General features: G+C 72.3%; 11 protein-coding genes and 1 pseudogene. 4 read left to right on the top strand and 8 right to left on the bottom strand.

Going from position 1 to position 15,065, the window contains the following annotated elements:
* Nucleotides 1-14: 14 nt before the first annotated feature.
* From ACFFIA_RS39680 to ACFFIA_RS39670, 3 genes and pseudogenes are all read right to left on the bottom strand, one after another.
* Nucleotides 15-1,525: pseudogene (locus ACFFIA_RS39680) on the bottom strand (amidohydrolase).
* Nucleotides 1,526-1,645: 120 nt separating this feature from the next.
* Nucleotides 1,646-2,950 (bottom strand): ferredoxin reductase family protein, encoded by a 1,305-nt coding sequence (locus ACFFIA_RS39675; protein WP_377261742.1) that lies wholly within the window; start codon nt 2,948-2,950, stop codon nt 1,646-1,648.
* A gap of 68 nt (nt 2,951-3,018) precedes the next feature.
* Entirely contained in the window at nt 3,019-3,603 is a 585-nt protein-coding gene (locus tag ACFFIA_RS39670; RefSeq protein ID WP_377261739.1) for a TetR/AcrR family transcriptional regulator, read from the bottom strand.
* A gap of 244 nt (nt 3,604-3,847) precedes the next feature.
* Here ACFFIA_RS39670 and ACFFIA_RS39665 point away from each other — a divergent pair, with 244 nt between their 5' ends.
* Nucleotides 3,848-5,110 (top strand): NAD(P)/FAD-dependent oxidoreductase, encoded by a 1,263-nt coding sequence (locus ACFFIA_RS39665; protein ID WP_377261737.1) that lies wholly within the window; start codon nt 3,848-3,850, stop codon nt 5,108-5,110.
* A gap of 390 nt (nt 5,111-5,500) precedes the next feature.
* Here ACFFIA_RS39665 and ACFFIA_RS39660 read toward each other — a convergent pair whose 3' ends face one another.
* Nucleotides 5,501-5,698 carry a hypothetical protein gene (locus ACFFIA_RS39660; protein ID WP_377261856.1) on the bottom strand — a complete coding sequence of 66 codons (198 nt, stop codon included), beginning with the start codon at nt 5,696-5,698 and terminating at the stop codon, nt 5,501-5,503.
* Between ACFFIA_RS39660 and ACFFIA_RS39655 the strand changes: the two genes are divergently transcribed.
* A complete protein-coding gene (locus ACFFIA_RS39655) occupies nt 5,603-7,015 on the top strand; it encodes a GMC oxidoreductase (RefSeq protein WP_377261853.1) in 1,413 nt (470 codons plus the stop codon). The two genes, ACFFIA_RS39660 and ACFFIA_RS39655, sit on opposite strands and share 96 nt — an antisense overlap.
* 16 nt (nt 7,016-7,031) lie before the next feature.
* Here ACFFIA_RS39655 and ACFFIA_RS39650 read toward each other — a convergent pair whose 3' ends face one another.
* A complete protein-coding gene (locus ACFFIA_RS39650; protein ID WP_377261735.1) occupies nt 7,032-7,679 on the bottom strand; it encodes a TetR/AcrR family transcriptional regulator in 648 nt (215 codons plus the stop codon).
* A gap of 244 nt (nt 7,680-7,923) precedes the next feature.
* On the opposite strand from ACFFIA_RS39650, the gene ACFFIA_RS39645 reads away from it, so the two are divergent.
* Together ACFFIA_RS39645 and ACFFIA_RS39640 are read left to right on the top strand one after the other, a co-directional pair.
* Nucleotides 7,924-8,565 (top strand): DsbA family oxidoreductase, encoded by a 642-nt coding sequence (locus ACFFIA_RS39645; RefSeq protein WP_377261732.1) that lies wholly within the window; start codon nt 7,924-7,926, stop codon nt 8,563-8,565.
* A gap of 305 nt (nt 8,566-8,870) precedes the next feature.
* On the top strand, nt 8,871-9,131 hold the full coding sequence (locus ACFFIA_RS39640) for an amphi-Trp domain-containing protein (protein ID WP_377261730.1): 261 nt from the start codon (nt 8,871-8,873) through the stop codon (nt 9,129-9,131).
* 189 nt (nt 9,132-9,320) lie between these two features.
* On the opposite strand, the gene ACFFIA_RS39635 is transcribed toward ACFFIA_RS39640, so the two are convergent.
* The 3 genes from ACFFIA_RS39635 to ACFFIA_RS39625 form a co-directional block, all read right to left on the bottom strand.
* Complete coding sequence (locus ACFFIA_RS39635) at nt 9,321-10,091, bottom strand: hypothetical protein (RefSeq protein WP_377261728.1); 771 nt, start codon at nt 10,089-10,091, stop codon at nt 9,321-9,323.
* 530 nt (nt 10,092-10,621) lie between these two features.
* Nucleotides 10,622-11,932, bottom strand: coding sequence for an aminotransferase class I/II-fold pyridoxal phosphate-dependent enzyme (locus ACFFIA_RS39630; protein ID WP_377261726.1), 1,311 nt, complete (start codon nt 11,930-11,932; stop codon nt 10,622-10,624).
* Entirely contained in the window at nt 11,929-14,967 is a 3,039-nt protein-coding gene (locus ACFFIA_RS39625) for an EAL domain-containing protein (RefSeq protein WP_377261724.1), read from the bottom strand. Before ACFFIA_RS39625 ends, ACFFIA_RS39630 begins: the two co-directional genes overlap by 4 nt.
* Nucleotides 14,968-15,065 lie beyond the last annotated feature (98 nt).

Genomic DNA, 15,065 nt, shown 5'->3' with positions numbered 1-15,065 from the left:
GACGAGGTAGCTCCTCAATGGACCCGCCGCCCGTCCACATAGGTCCGCACGACGCGGGCCAGGTCGATCTCGTCGGGCGGCCCGGCGAACGGGTCACGGTCGAGCACCACCAGATCCGCCGCCAGCCCCACCTCGATGGCCCCGCACACGCGCTCCCGGTGGTTGACCCACGCGCTGCCCGCCGTGTACGCGGTGAGCGCCGTGCCCAGGTCCAGCGCCTGCTCGGGCAGGAACGGCTCGGCCGGCTCGCCCGGCGCCACACGCGTCACCGCGACCCTGACTCCCCACAGTGGATCCGGGCTGCTCACCGGCCAGTCGCTGCCCGCCGCCAGGTGCGCGCCGGCGCGGTGGAGGTCGCCGAACGGGTACTGGCGCGCGGCCAGGCCCTCGCCGAGGAACGGGATCGTCAGCTCGTCCATCTGCGGCTCGTGGCAGGCCCAGAGCGGCTGCATGTTGGCGGCGGCGGAGAGGGCGGCGAAGCGGGGTACGTCGGATGCCTGGACGACCTGGAGGTGGGCGAGGTGATGGCGGCCGCCGGGCCCGTTGGCGGCGCGGGCGGCCTCGACGGCGTCCAGCGCCTCGCGTACGGCCCGGTCACCGAGAGCGTGGAAATGCACCTGGAAGCCCTCGGCGTCGAGCCGCGTCACGTATTCACCAAGCGCGTCCGGGTCTACAAAGGACAGGCCGGCGTTGGCGGTGGTGTGGCCGTGGGCGTCGCGGTAGGGGCGGGTCATCGCGGCGGTGAAGTTCTCCGCCACGCCGTCGAGCATGATTTTGACAGCCGGTGCCTGGAAGCGCCGGCCCGCGGCGGCCTCGGCGCGCCGCTCGCGCAGCTCGCCGAGTTGGTCGAGGCCACGGTCGCGATCCCACCACAGTGCGCCGGTGACGCGGGCGCGCAGCCGGCCGTCGGTGTCGGCGCGCAGGTAGGTGGCGAGCGGGTCGGGCTGGCCCAGGTACGAGCCGACGATCGCGTCCTGCCAGCCGGTGACGCCCAGCCCGAGCAGGTGCCGCTGGGCCAGGTCGAACGCGGTGTCCAGATCACGCTCGGTCAGCACTGGCAGCAGCCGCCCGACCAGCAGGGCGGCGCCCTCGTGCAGCATCCCGGTGGGCTCGCCCTCCGCGCGTCGCGCTCGATGCGGCCGTCCGGCGGGTCGGGCGTGTGGCGGTCGATGCCGGCGAGGGCGAGCGCGCGGCTGTTGACCCACGCGCCGTGGTAGTCGCGGTTGGGCAGGTACGCCGGGCGGTCGGGCACCGCCTCGTCGAGCGCCTCCCTGCGCGGCGTGCCGCCCGGGAACGCCTCCATCGACCAGCCGCCGCCCCGGATCCACGGCAGGTCGGGATGGGCGTGCGCGTACGCGCGGACGGCCGCCACGTATCCCTCCGCGTCGCCCTCCCGGTCGAGCGCGCAGCCGAGCATCTGGATGCCCGCGTAGACCGGGTGGGCGTGCGCGTCGGTGAAGCCGGGCAGCAGGAGGCCGCCGGCGAGGTCGACGACGGTGGTGCCCCGACCGGAGAGCTCGCGCACGCCGGCGCCGACGGCGACGATCCGGCCGTCGTGGACCGCGACGCCGCCGGGGCGGGAGCGGCCGCCCACGAAGGTCGAGCCGCCCACGAAGACGAGGTCGGGCCGCGGCACACCGCAACTTTAGGCCAGGCTGAACTTCTCGGCGTGCACCTGCCGACGGGGTACCCCCAGCGCGCGGAGGCTGTGGACGACCGCATCGGTCATCGCCGGCGGGCCGCAGACGAAGACGTCGCGCTGTGCGATGTCCGGGACGGCGGCGGCGAGGTTGGCGGGCGCGAACGGGACGTTCGGCGGGGAGCCCTCGCCGGTGCGGCCGGTGAGCACATGCAGGCAGGCGCCGCGCGCCTTGGCGAGCGCCTGGAGCTCGGGCAGCAGCACGGCCTCCGCCATCGTGTGCACGCGGTACAGGACGGTCGTCGGACCGCCCGGCTCCTCCAGCAGCGCGCGGATCGGGGTGATGCCGACGCCGCCGGCGATGAGCAGCGAGGCGGGGCGGGTCTGGTGGATGGTGGTGAACGCACCGTACGGCCCCTCGACGAAGACCCGGCTGCCGACCCGCAGGTGGCGCAGGCCCGCGCTCCCCTTCCCCACCGCCTTGGCGGTCAGGCGCAGCGAGCGGCCGTTGGGCGCGGCCGAGAGGGAGAACGGGTTGGCCCGCCACCAGCCGTGGTGCCCGGGAAAGCGCCAGATGAGGAACTGCCCGGCCCGCGCCGGCAGCTTGTCGAGGTGCCGGCCGGTCACGTGCACGGAGACGACGTTGTCCGCCTCCGGCACGACGGCCGCGACCCTGAACCTGTGGTAGAGGTTGCGCCACACCGGTACGCCCACGCGGCCGGCGAGGAGCGCGGCGAGCACGACCGTCCACACCGTCCACCAGTACGCGGTCGCCCACGCCGAGTCGAACGTCGTGCCCTCGAGCGCCTGGTGCACCAGCCCGATGCCGAGCGCCACGTAGAGCAGCAGGTGGAGGCCATGCCACGCCTCGTACGGCAGGCGGCGGCGCACGTACCGGATGGAAACTGAGGCGACCACCAGGATGACCGCGGCCGCGCACATGCCGAGCAGCGAGGCGGTCACGCCGGCCAGGCTGAGGAAGGTCTCCCACGGCGGCTGCGAGGCGAGGTCGGCGTACCCGGCGATGATGAACGTGAAGTGGAGGATGAGGGTCCAGACCAGCCCGAACCCGATCCACCGGTGCCATACGGTGAGCCGGTCCATCCCGATCCGGCGGTCGAGCCACGGCAGGCGGGCCACCAGCACGAGCTGGAGCAGCATGATCGACGCGAGGTGGAGGCCGAAGAACTTGCCGACCGTGAGGAGCGAGTTCTTCCCCGGGCCGTACCGGACGAAGAGGTACTCCACAACGACGAGGTGAGCCGCGAAGGCTGTCCACAGCGCCGCCCGCGCCACCGTCCCCACAGCCATGACTATCGCCCCCACATGATCGGCTTCCCGGCATTGTCGGTACGAGCGGGACGGCCGCAGCGGGTCAGTCAGCTATCCGACGCTCCGGCGGTCAGCACGCCGATCACGTCGCGCAGGTACGCCCGCCGGCCCCCCACCGTGTCCGGCAGTACGCCGTCGGTGGAGTGCGCGAGCTGGGCGTGGCCGAGGTACGCGCTGTACGCGAGCAGCGCGCGCGAGCGGGCCTCCGCCAGCGGAAACCCGAGCCGCGTGAACACCGTGACGATCAGCCCGACACGCGCGCGGGTGACCCGGTCGATCGCGCTCGCGACCACCGGCTGCCCGACCGCCGCGAGCAGCGCCGGGCCGACCCGGTCGCGCTCGGCCGCCTCGATCACGCGGACGATGAGGGTGCGGAGCTGGTCGGCCGGCTCCTCGGTGGCGTTGACGATCTCGTCGACGACCGCGGTGGTGGTCCGCTCCTCCCACCGCGCCAGCGCGGCGTCGAGCAGTGCCGCGCGGTTGGCGAAGTGCCAGTAGAAGCTCCCCTTCGTGGTGCCGAGGCGGACGGCGAGCGGCTCGACGGCCACCGCGGCCACGCCGCCCTCGGCGATGGCGGCCAGCGCCGCGTCGACCCAGTCTTCCCGCGCCAGGCGCCGCTTTCCATCCGCCACGCACATACGCTATCGTACGGTCAACCATACGGTCGCGTATGGTTCTGCGGTGGTGATGGCCCCGTGGTGGTGATGGCCCTGTGATGGTGGGGCTTTGTGATGGTGGGGGCCTCGGTGATGGTGACGGCCTTGTGATGGTGACGGCTGGTGACGGCTTTGTAGGTGGGACGGCCCTCGCAGGAGGAATGGCGCTTGTGGACGGGGCTCTTGTGGACGGCATGGCACCTGTGGACGGGGGACGGCCGTGGGATACGACGTGATCGTGGTCGGGGCGCGGATCGCCGGCGCCGCCACCGCTCTCCTCCTGGCCCGCCACGGGTTCCGCGTGCTCGCCGTCGACCGGGCCGCCTTCCCCAGCGACACACTCTCGTCCCACCAGATCCAGCCGCCCGGCGTCGAGCGGCTGGCACGGTGGGGGCTGCTCGACCAGCTCGCCGGAGCGCCACCGGCCCACCGGGTGCGCTTCGACACGCGCGGGGCGGTGCTGGAAGGCGCGTTCCCGGCCGGAGCGGCCATCCACAGCCCGCGCCGCACCGTGCTCGACCACGCGCTGGTGGAGGCGGCACGGACGGCGGGCGCCGAGGTCCGTGAGCGGTGGCGCGTCGAGGAGCTGCTGTGGGAGGGCGGGCGCGTGGCCGGTGTCCGCGGAAGTTCACCCGGGGGTCAACATCGCGTGGAGCGCGCCCCGCTGGTGGTCGGCGCGGACGGCAAGCGGTCGTTCGTGGCACGGGCGGTGGGAGCCCGGACGTACCGGCAGCGGCCGCCCCGCTCCTTCGCCTGCTACACGTACTGGGCCGACGTGCCGGTCACCGCGGGCGAGCTGCACCAGCGCGAGGGCATCGCCGCCGCGGTCTTCCCCACCAACGACGACCTCACGATGGTGTACCTGAGCGCGCCGCTCACCGGCTTCGACGCCTTCCGCGCCGCCCCGGAGGCCAACTACCTGGCGGCCCTCGACCGCTGCGGCGACCTCGGCGCGCGGGTGCGTGCCGGCACCCGCGCCGAGCGGCTGCGCACCACCCCCGACCTGCCCAATCACTTTCGGCAGGCGCACGGGCCGGGCTGGTGCCTGGTCGGTGACGCGGGCGTGACGATGGATCCGGTGACCGCGCAGGGCATCGCCAACGCGCTGCGCGACGCGGAGGGCCTCGCCGGCGCCATCGCGGCGGGGATCGGCGGCGTCCGCCCGCTGGCCGCCGCGCTCGCCGCCCACCAGCGCGACCGCGACCGCGCGCTGCGCCCCATGTACGACCTGACACTGCGGCTGGCGACCTACCACAGTGGACCGGGCGAGCGGCTGCTGCTGCGCGCGTTGGCCGAGCGGCGGCGACCGGCGGAGATCGAGCGCCTGTTCGGCACGTTCGCCGGGATGTCCCCTGTGGACGACTTCTTCAACGCCGGCACGGCACTGCGCCTCCTGGGGATGGGCGGGCTGCTGCGCCTGGTCGGCGAGCGGCTGGCCGCGGTGGCCGCCGGGCGGCTCTGCACGTCCCTCCCCGGCCGATAGCGGCGCGACTCCGCTTTGCACCTCGGCCTCAGCACCCCCTCACCGCTCGTCACACTGGGGGCGGTGAGTCGCGGACCGACGTCGCGTTCGGGCTGCCGCTACCGCGCCCCGGGGGCAGCAGGGCCGCACGGCGTTGTCAGGCGGCGCCATCGGGCGGCGCCATCGGGCGGCGCCATCGGGCGGCGTTGTCGGGCGGCGTTGTCAGGCGGCGCCGTCGGGCGGCGTTGTCGGGCGGCGTTGTCGGGCGGCGTTGTCGGGCGGCGTTGTCGGCGCGGCGCAACGGAGGAATTGCACCGCCGTCCGACGTCCACCGATATTTCCTCGTAAGGAAGACAATTACGCCGCGCCTTCGCCGCACAAGAGGAGAACGGATTGCCGACGTGTGGCCGATTACTGGATGCATCCCGCTAAATGCATGGCTAGCGTCATTGCACCCACGATCAAATGGAGGCCGTTGTGGCGAAAAGCGCTCTTATCATCGGTTCCGGCCCGGTGGGCTGCACTTTCGCCCGACTCCTGGTCGACGCCGGAATCGATGTCACCATGATCGAGGCAGGCGGGCGGCAGTCCGGCGAGTTCGGGGGCCATCTGCGAAATGAAACGATCTACCAGCACAACTCGGACACATTCACTGACGTCATCAGAAGTAACGCGGTTCGGATATCCGTGCCGCCCGCCGCCGGATCCGGGAAGGACTCGCACACTAATCCCGACCAGAATCCGGCCACGAATCTCGGCGCGTCCAGGGTCGCCCGCGCGGTCGGCGGAATGGGAATCTTCTGGGCGTGCGCCACACCACGGACCCATCCGGTTGTGGAAAGCATTCCGTTCGTCGGCAGCGACGAGCTTTCCCGACTGTACGCAGTGGCGGAAAACCTACTGCACACGACCACCGACGCCTACGAAATGTCGGCGCAGGGTCGCGTTATCACCGAAAAGCTCAACGAGACCGGATACGACGTACGCCGCCTCCCGCTCGCTGTCGAGCGGCTCAGTGTCGACCCGCCCCGCGTGCACTGGAGCGGGCCGGAGATCATCCTCAAGGGCGGTGACCACCGCGGGACGAGCGTGGCGGACGACCCGCGCTTCACGCTCGTGCCCGAGCACCTCTGCACCGGACTTGTCCACAGTGGCGGACGGGTCACCGGCGCCGCCGTACGTGACTTGTCCACAGGGGCGGAGCGGACACTGGTCGCCGACGTGTACGTGGTGGCCGGCGGCTCCGTCCTCACGCCCCAGCTCCTGTGGACATCCGGGATCCGGCCGGACGCGCTCGGCCGGTACCTCTGTGAACAGACCATGGCCACCTGCCAGGTGGCCCTCTCCGACGACCTGGCCCAGCGGCTCGATCCGGGAGCGCCAGCGGTCGAGCCCTACCTGTGGATCCCCGTCTCGCCGGGGCGCCCGTGGCACGCCCAGCTGCACCGCGGCGTCTTCGGGTACGCGGCGGTGCCCGACGGCGTCGACCGGCGGACCGTCACCGACCTCGTGTGGTTCAGCACGTGCGATGTCCGGCGCGACAACGCGGTGACGTTCTCGGATCGGGTGGCCGACCCGTACGGGCTGCCGCAGCCCACCTTCCACTTCCGGCCCAGCGCCGCGGACCGGGCGCGCGCCGACGACATGGTGACCGACATGACGAAGGCGGCGACGGCGCTCGGCAAGTTCCTGCCCGGGGCCGAGCCGGCGTTTTTGGAGGCGGGGTTCGCGCTGCACATCACGGGTACGGCCCGGATGGGCGCGGAGCCGGCGGAGAGTGTCGTCGACCCGTACTCGAAGGTGTGGGGTCTCGACAACCTCTACCTCGGCGGCGGTGGCGTCATCCCCACGGGCGTCGCCTGCAACACGACGCTGACGAGCATGGCGCTGGCCGTGCGCGCGGCCGAGTCCATCGCGGCCGGCTAGGAAGTTGACGCTGGCCTCAGATCGAGCCCAGCTCGCCGAGGCGAAACATCACTTCCTCCACCTGGTCGCGCGTGAGCGGGTGGACCGGGAGCGGATGTGCCGCCTCGGCGCGCAGCCCGTCGAGGAGGAAGCCGATGCTGCGGCGCCACGCCTCCGGGGCCGCCTCGGCGGTGTGCCGCACGAGCATCGCGGTGGACCAGAAGACGAAGAGCATGTCCTCGCGGGTGAAGTCGGCGCGGAGGGCGCCCTCCCGCTGGGCGCGCTCGATGATGTACCGCTCGCGCTCCTCGGTGACCCGGCAGATCACGGTGAGCTGCTCGGCCGCGTAGCGACGGGAGATCACGTCGTTGAGCGCGGGGTCGCTGGCCTGGAGCTCGCAGACCCCCTCGACGTAGGTGGCGAAGCCGCCCCACGGGTCGGGGTGCTCAAGCGCCCGCCGGCCGACCTCGCCGAGGCTGGCGGCGGCCAGCTCGGGCATCACCGCGTCGATGAGCGCCTCGCGGGAGCCGAAGCGGTTGTACAGGGTGCCAGGGCTCACGCCGGCCAGCTTCGCGATCTCCTCGAGGGGCGCGTGCAGGCCCTTCTCCCGGAAGACGTGCACGGCGGCGCCCCGCAGCTTCTCGACGTTGCGCCGCGCGTCCGCGCGCAGCGTCGCCTTCGCCATACGCCTTCCCTCCACCTCGAACGCTAAGTTGACGCAAGCCCCAACTTTAGTGCTACGGTTCGAGACGCAAGTTGAGGCAAGCATCAAGATACCGCGCGGAGGGGCGCCATGGATGAGCCCGAAGTGCACGCCGCCGAAGCACCGGAGGACGAGGAGACGCCCGTCGCCCTCGTCATGGTAGAGACCGACGGCGCCGACGTGTGTGCCCCCGACGGCACGTGCTGGTGAGCGAGGAGTGGCAACGTTGAAGATCGAGGTCTGGTCCGACGTCATCTGCCCGTGGTGCTACATCGGCAAGCGGCGGCTGCAGACCGCGCTCGCCCGCTTCGAGCACGCCGGCGACGTGCGGGTCACCTGGCGCAGCTTCCAGCTCGACCCGTCGCAGCAGCGCGGCGACAACCGCCCCACCACGGAGATGCTGGCCACGAAGTACGGCGTGCCGGCCGCCCAGGCGCAGACCATGCAGGACCGGGTCACCGCGCTCGCCGCCGAGGAAGGGCTGAGCTACCACCTCGACCGGTCGCTGACCGCCAACACGTTCGATGCCCACCGCCTCACCCACTTCGCCGCCGCACGCGACGCCGCGGACGCGATCCACGAGCGGCTGTTCCGGGCCGCGCTCGTCGAGGGCGAGGCAGTCGACGACACCGACACGCTCGTGCGGATCGCGACCGACGCGGGGCTGCCGGCGGACGAGGCGCGCGCGGTGATCGAGGGCGACGCGTACACGGCGGAGGTGCACGAAGACATCCGCACCGCTCGGAAGCTCGGCGCGACCGGCGTGCCGTTCTTCGTCTTCAACCGCACGTACGGCATTTCGGGCGCCCAGCCGATCGAGGCCTTCCTGGCGACGCTCGAGAAGGCCGCGTCACCGGTGGGATCGTAGGGGGCGAGCCGCGGTCCACAGTCCGTGGATCCCGTGCCACGCCACCTCGGCCACCGGGCGTGTCCGGCACCCCCGCACCCCCCGCACCCCCCCGCACCCCCCGCACCCCCCGCACCCCCCGCACCCCCCGCACCCCCCGCACCCCCCGCACCGGGATGGAGGCGCGAGGTTGAGGGCGGTGTCAAGGTGCGGGCCTCGCCTTTCGCGTGTCCGCGGAGGGTGGCTAACCCACGCCCTCGCCGGCGCTGGTTGAATGTCCCGCGCAGGTGCGCCCGCACGGGGGCGGCCTTGAGATCGGAGGTCACGTGACCGAGACGACGCGAGACGTCGAACGCTTCTACTCCACGCCCGAGGTCGTCGCCAAGCTGCGGCGCCTGGCGGACGCGCTGGAGTCGGAGACGCCGTTCCGGATCCAGATCGCCGGCGAGCGAATCCGCGTTCCCGCCCGCGCCCAGTTCTCCATCGAGCACGAGCGGGGCGATGGCGAGGAGGAAATCGAGTTCCAGCTCAAGTGGACGCTGGAGGAGGACGACTCCGCGGACGATGACGAGGAGTCGGTCGTCTAGCAGCGGTTCCGGGGAGCCGGTCGCACGACTCGGCTCCCCCACCACGCCCCGGTGACAGCGTCATCGCGGACGGGCGACGTTCAGTGCCGCCCGCACCGGAGGCGGCCCGCGGCGGTACGGGAGCACATCGCCCTCGCACCTCACCGGTGAGTCCACGCTTCCGGCGCCGGACGGCCCGGCGTACGTCAGCTACGCCTGGTCCGGCCGGCCGGCGATGAGGTTGCTCAGCCGGTCGCCAAGCCGAGCGACCGGTTGGTGGAATCGTTCCTCGCGGCGCTGCGCGCGGGCGAGCTTGCGGGCCGGCCGCTCACCCGGGCGGTGGTACCGCCAGCGCGCCCACGGCGACTTCGGTCGGGCGAGTCGGATCACGCCGACGTACAGCAGGATGGGGAAGAACAGTCCGATGAGGCCGGTCCAGAGCTTTCCCTTGAGGACGGTGAGGACGGCCAGCCCCAGGTTGAACGCGGCGAGCGCGATGCCTGCCGCCCAGCCGGCGAGGCCGCCGCGGTCGTCGGCGCGGACGAGTTCGGTGATGTTCTCCGGGAGCACGCCGAGGACGAGCAGCCCGGTGACCGCGCAGGCGACGAAGACGGCGGTGACCGACTCGCGTCCCTCCCGCGACCAGTACACGTCGCGCAGCCGCAGGATGAGCGCGAACTCGTCGAGCACGAGCGCCGACCCCAGCCCGAAGACGGCCGCCGCGACCGACCGCCAGCCGGTCAGGTCGGGGTCGATGGCGAAGCCGGTGATCCCGCCGATCAGCATCAGCCCGATGCCGAAGACGGCGTGATGGATGTGCAGCCCGCCGGGCGTCACGTTGCCCGGCCACCACCGCACGCCGGCACGGATCATGCGCGTGGAGAAGCGGATGCCGAAGAAGCCGACCATCATCGCGGCGAAGAAGCTGAACAGCGACAGGCGCCCGGTGTCCACAATGGTGTGACGGAACCACTCCCCCATGAATACCCCGTATGGAGGCTATCAGCGCGCGGACGCCACAGGGGCCGGGTCCGGATTACCGCAACCACACGATTTCCCGCCCCGCACCGCGCCCGCACCGCCCCACCTCACCCACCGCGCCGCAAAGCACGGCGCCCCACCGCCCGGCTCGCCCACACCGCACCTCGCCGGCCCTCACGCCCAGCCGCGCCCGCGCCGCACGCCGAGGCACCGCGCGCCCAGCCGCACCCGCGCCGAGGGCACCGCGCCGCACCTCACACCGCCCATCCACGCCGCAGGCTTAGAAGAACCTCAGCCGCATACCGAGCCACCACGCGCGGACGCATCGCACACCCAACCGCAGGCTCAGGAGAGGCACCTCGGGCAGACACACCACACCTCCACGCCTGTTCGAACCTGAGGCCGACCGCAACGTGGGGAAGCGCCGTCAAGCGGACGCTCACGGCGACGGAGACCACCGCCGTGAGTCCAGGGGGTCGCTCGGCGGCGAGCGGCACGAGCGCGTCGCCGAGGGCGGGCAGCCGCGAGGGTCAGGAGTCGGGGCCCGGTCGCGCCTGCCGCGGTGCGACCTGGCCGCCGGCCGCCCGGAGGTCACCCCGATCGGCCAAGGCCTCCAGCGCCGCCAACAGCCGCTCCACATCCTCGTCGGTGTGCGTGGCGGTGAGCTGCACGCGCAGCCCCACGTCCGCGCGGGCCACCAGCGGGTACGCGGCCAGCGTCACGTAGACGCCGCGCCGCCACAGCTCGTCGGCCACATCGGACAGCTCCCGACCGGCGGCGAGCGGCAGCTCGATGATGGGGGTACCGCTGGTGTTGGGCGTGGCGAGGCCCAGCTCCCGTACGCGGTCGAGCACCCTGCGGGAGAGCGTGTACAGCCGGCCGCGGAGCGCGTCGCCCCGGGCCTCGTTCACGTCGAAGCCGGCCAGCACGGTGGCGAGCGACGCGGTCGGCGACGGTCCGCTGTAGAGGTACGGCGGGGCGGCCACCTTGAGGTGCTCCTTGACCTCGGTGGGCACCGCGATGAAGGCGAGCAGCGACGAGTACGCCTTGGAGAAGCCGCCCACCAGCACCACGTTGTCGTAGCTCTCGCCGAACCACCGGACGACCGCGTTGCCCCGCGAGCCGTACGGCGAGGTCTCGTCCGGGCGCCGCTCGCCGAGCAGGCCGAAGCCGTGCGCGTCGTCCACATAGAGCAGCGCGCCGTACTCGCGGCAGAGCCGGGCGTACGCCGGCAGGTCGGGCGGGTTGCCGGTCATGCTGTTGACGCCGTCGACGCAGACCAGCCGGGGGCCGCCGGTGGGCGCCGCCCGGAGCCGCTGCTCCAGCTGTTCGAGGTCACCGGCGCGGAAGCGGTGGGCGGTGGCGCCCAGCCCGCGGGCGTACTGGCAGGCGTCAAAGATCGTGCGATGGGCGTTGTGCTCGTAGATGACCGTGCCGGTGCCGGCGAGGACCGGTACCACCGCCATGTGGATGAGCGTGACGGTGGGCAGTACGAGCGTGTCCGGCGCGCCGAGCAGGTCGGTGAGGCGCTCCTCGATTCGCGGATACAGCAAAGGGCTGCCGAGCATGCGCGACCAGCTCGGGTGCGTACCCCAGCGGGCGACCGCCGGCCCGATCGCCTCCTGGATCTCCGGCTCGAGGTCGAAGCCGAGGTAGTTGCAGGAGGCGAAGTCGACCAGCCAGTGGTCGCCGACCCGGATCTCCCGGCCGCGTACCTCGTCGATGACCGCGTCCATCATCGGGTTTGTGGCGAGCAGCCGCTCCAGCTCGGTCCACCGGCTCACGTATGCCGGCGCGCTCGTGCCGGCGTCCGCGCGTCCGCGCGCGAGAGGGGCGCTCATGCCGCCACCTGCGCGTCCGCCAGCCAGCGGAGCACGTCCGGATGGTTCATCGGTCTGTAGTAGAGGTAGCCCTGCCCGTACCGGCAGCCGGCCGCGACCAGCGCGTCGCGGTCCGCCTCCTCCTCGATGCCCTCGGCCACGACGGTCAGCCCGAGCGTGTGCGCCAGCCGCAGGATCCCCTCGACCAGCGCCCGCTGCTGTGGATGGGACGCCACCGCGTCGATGAACGACTTCTCTATCTTGAGGACGTCCGCAGGTACCTTCCGCAGGTAGCTGAGCGACGAGTATCCGGTGCCGAAGTCGTCGATGGCCACGCGGATGCCGGCCTGCCGCAGCCGGACCAGGTCGTGCCGAACCCGCTCGTCGTCGCCGAGCAGCAGCGTCTCGGTGATCTCCAGGACCAGCCGGTCGGCGGGGAGCCCGGCTGTGGACAACCGCTCCAGCACGCGGTCGACGAAGCCCGGGTCGCGGAACTGGCGGGCCGAGACGTTGATGCTCACGTACGGGCTGTCGCCCGGCGCCACCGTCCCGCACCACGCCGCCGCGTCGGTCAGCGCCTGCTCGATAACCCAGTCTCCGATCGGCACGATAAGCCCACTCTCCTCCGCCACGTCGATGAAGCGTCCCGGCGCGAGCAGCCCGCGGGTCGGGTGCTGCCACCGCACCAGCGACTCCAGCCCGATGCCCGCGCCGGTGCGCAGGTCGACGATCGGCTGGTACTGGAGCACGAAAGAGCGGTCGGCGATTGCCTGGTCCAGCTCGGCGCGGAGCTCAAGCCGGTCGAGCACCTGGTTGTGCAGCGCCGCCTGGTACCGCCGCCACTGGCCCTTGCCGGCGCCCTTGGCGACGTAGAGCGCGAGGTCCGCCTGGCGGAGCAGGTCGTCGCCGTCGATCGCCTCGGCCGTGGTGGCGATGCCGATGCTGGCGGGTCCGTTCAATACGCTGTCGCCGATCAGGTAGGGCTTGCCGAACGCCGCGACCACGCGCTGGGCCACGAGCTCCACCTCCTCAGGGTCGCGGGCATCCTCGACCAGCGCGGCGAACTCGTCCCCGCCGAGGCGGGCGGCGGTGGCGCCGGCGGCCAGCTCGGCCGTGAGTCGCTGGCTGGCCGCGACGAGCAGTTCGTCGCCGCAGGCATGGCCCATGGTGTCGTTGATGACCTTGAAGTCGTCGAGATCGATGAAGAGGACGCCGACCATCGTGCCGTTGCGGGCGGCCCGCCCCAGCGCCTGCTCCACGCGGTCGTGGAAGAGCACGCGGTTGGCCAGCCCGGTGAGCGAGTCGTGGAAGGCCCGGTGGGTCAGCTCCTGTTCCAGCCGCCGCCGCTCGGTCACGTCGCGCAGCGTGAGCACCAGGCCGCCCACGGTGGGGTCGGCGCGCAGGTCGCGGCAGGAGGCCTCGACCTGGACCCGGGCACCGTCCACACCGATCGCCACCCAGTCGTCCTGCGTCGTCCCCCGCTCGCCGGTACGCAGCAGGTTGAGCATGCGCCGCGCCACCCTGCGGGAGGACGGGTCGAGCAGGTCGAGCACGGGCGTGCCGGGCAGCGGGTCGGCACCGAACATCGCGCCGGCGGACGGGCTCGCGTACCGGATAAGGTCGCCGCCGTCCAAGATGAGGATGACGTCAGAATTGTTCTGCACCAGCGTGCGGAAGTACTCCTGGCTCCGCCGTTGGGTGATCTCCCAGGCGAGTCCGATGCGGTCCAGAGCCAGCGCCGCCTGGGAGGCCAGCACCTCGATCGCCTCACGCAGCGAGGCCAGCGTCGTCTCGTCGGCCGCGACGAGGAGCGTCCCCAGGTACGGGTTGCCGGCCGTCCTGTGGGTGACCACCAGTGGACACCTCGCGGCGACCTCGATGTGTCCGAGCCGGCGGGCCAGGTCGGGGCCGAGCGAGGCGGTGTAGACGAACCTGATGCCGGCGGGCGTGGCGGCCCTGTCCGGCCCGGGCTCGCCGACCGCGAGCACCACGCGGTGCGCGAAGCCGGCCGGGAGCAGGCGGCTGACCGCGGCCTGGACGGCGTCGGTGACCTCGCCGACGTCGCTGGCCGAGACCAGCGCGGCGCCCGCCTCGCGCAGGGCCCGCTCGCGCGCGACGACGCCCCGGTAGCCGCTGACCGCGCCGTACAGCCGGGCCAGCACGAGCAGGAACATGAGGGCCGCGACAAGTGCGCTCACGCCGACGTACCGGTCGTGGCCCCGGATCGCCTGCACAATCAGGACAGTCGGGGCAATAAGGGTCGAAAGCGCAAGGAGTACGACGCGCCGGACGGTGAGGCTGGCGCGGCCCGGTACGCGCGGGTCGGTGAGCGCGACCATCGACGGGTGCAGCGCGGCCCCGCCCCACGCCGCGTAGAAGACGATCCAGCCGAGGTCGATCGGGCCGCCCATCAGCCAGGACGCGCCGAAGCCCAGCCGGGAGAGACCGTAGAGCACGTCGGCGACGAGGAGCCCCACGCCGCCGATCGCCATCAGCAGCACCGACGGGGTCAGCCGCATCGAGATCACGAGGCGGGCCAGGATCGCCAGCACCAGCACGTCGAAGAGCGGGTACGCGATGGAGATCGCCTTCTGCACCCAGGTCAGGTCGTCGGCCCGCACGTACGGGTCGATGAGGAACAGCCAGGAGAGCAGCCCGAGGCCGACGGTGAGCGCGAGCGCGTCCAGCAGGCTTGCCCGGTCGCGACTGGCCCTCGTACGGGCCAGCCCGATCATGCCGGCGGCCGCGAGCGGGAAGAAGAACCCCAGGTAGATCAGGTCCGCGAGGGAGGGGAAGGGCTGTGGATGGCCGAGGACCTCGGTCAGGAAGAGGTACGTGGTGTCGCCCATCGCGAACGCGAAGATCCCGACCGACAGCAGCAGCCAGGGCAGCCGCTGCCGGGGCCGGTTGCGGGCCACGCCGACCGCCACCGCCAGCGCGCTGGCCGTGCCGATCGCCGTCCAGATCGCCATGTGCCAGCCGGGGAAGGCGTAGTAGACCGCCGTCAGCACGATCATCACGCTGGCGAACGCGGTGATGACCCGGCGACTCGACATGATCACCTCTTCCGCGTGCGACGGCCCGGCGGCCTGATCGCAGGCCGTGACGATTGCCCCACTGACGGGCCAATATCCGTAGGCTATCCCTTAGATGA

The sequence above is a fragment of the Phytohabitans kaempferiae genome (assembly GCF_042433955.1).
Classification (GTDB): domain Bacteria; phylum Actinomycetota; class Actinomycetes; order Mycobacteriales; family Micromonosporaceae; genus Phytohabitans; species Phytohabitans kaempferiae.
Note: the sequence above shows the minus strand (reverse complement) of the source record. Positions and strands in the feature narration are given on the sequence as shown.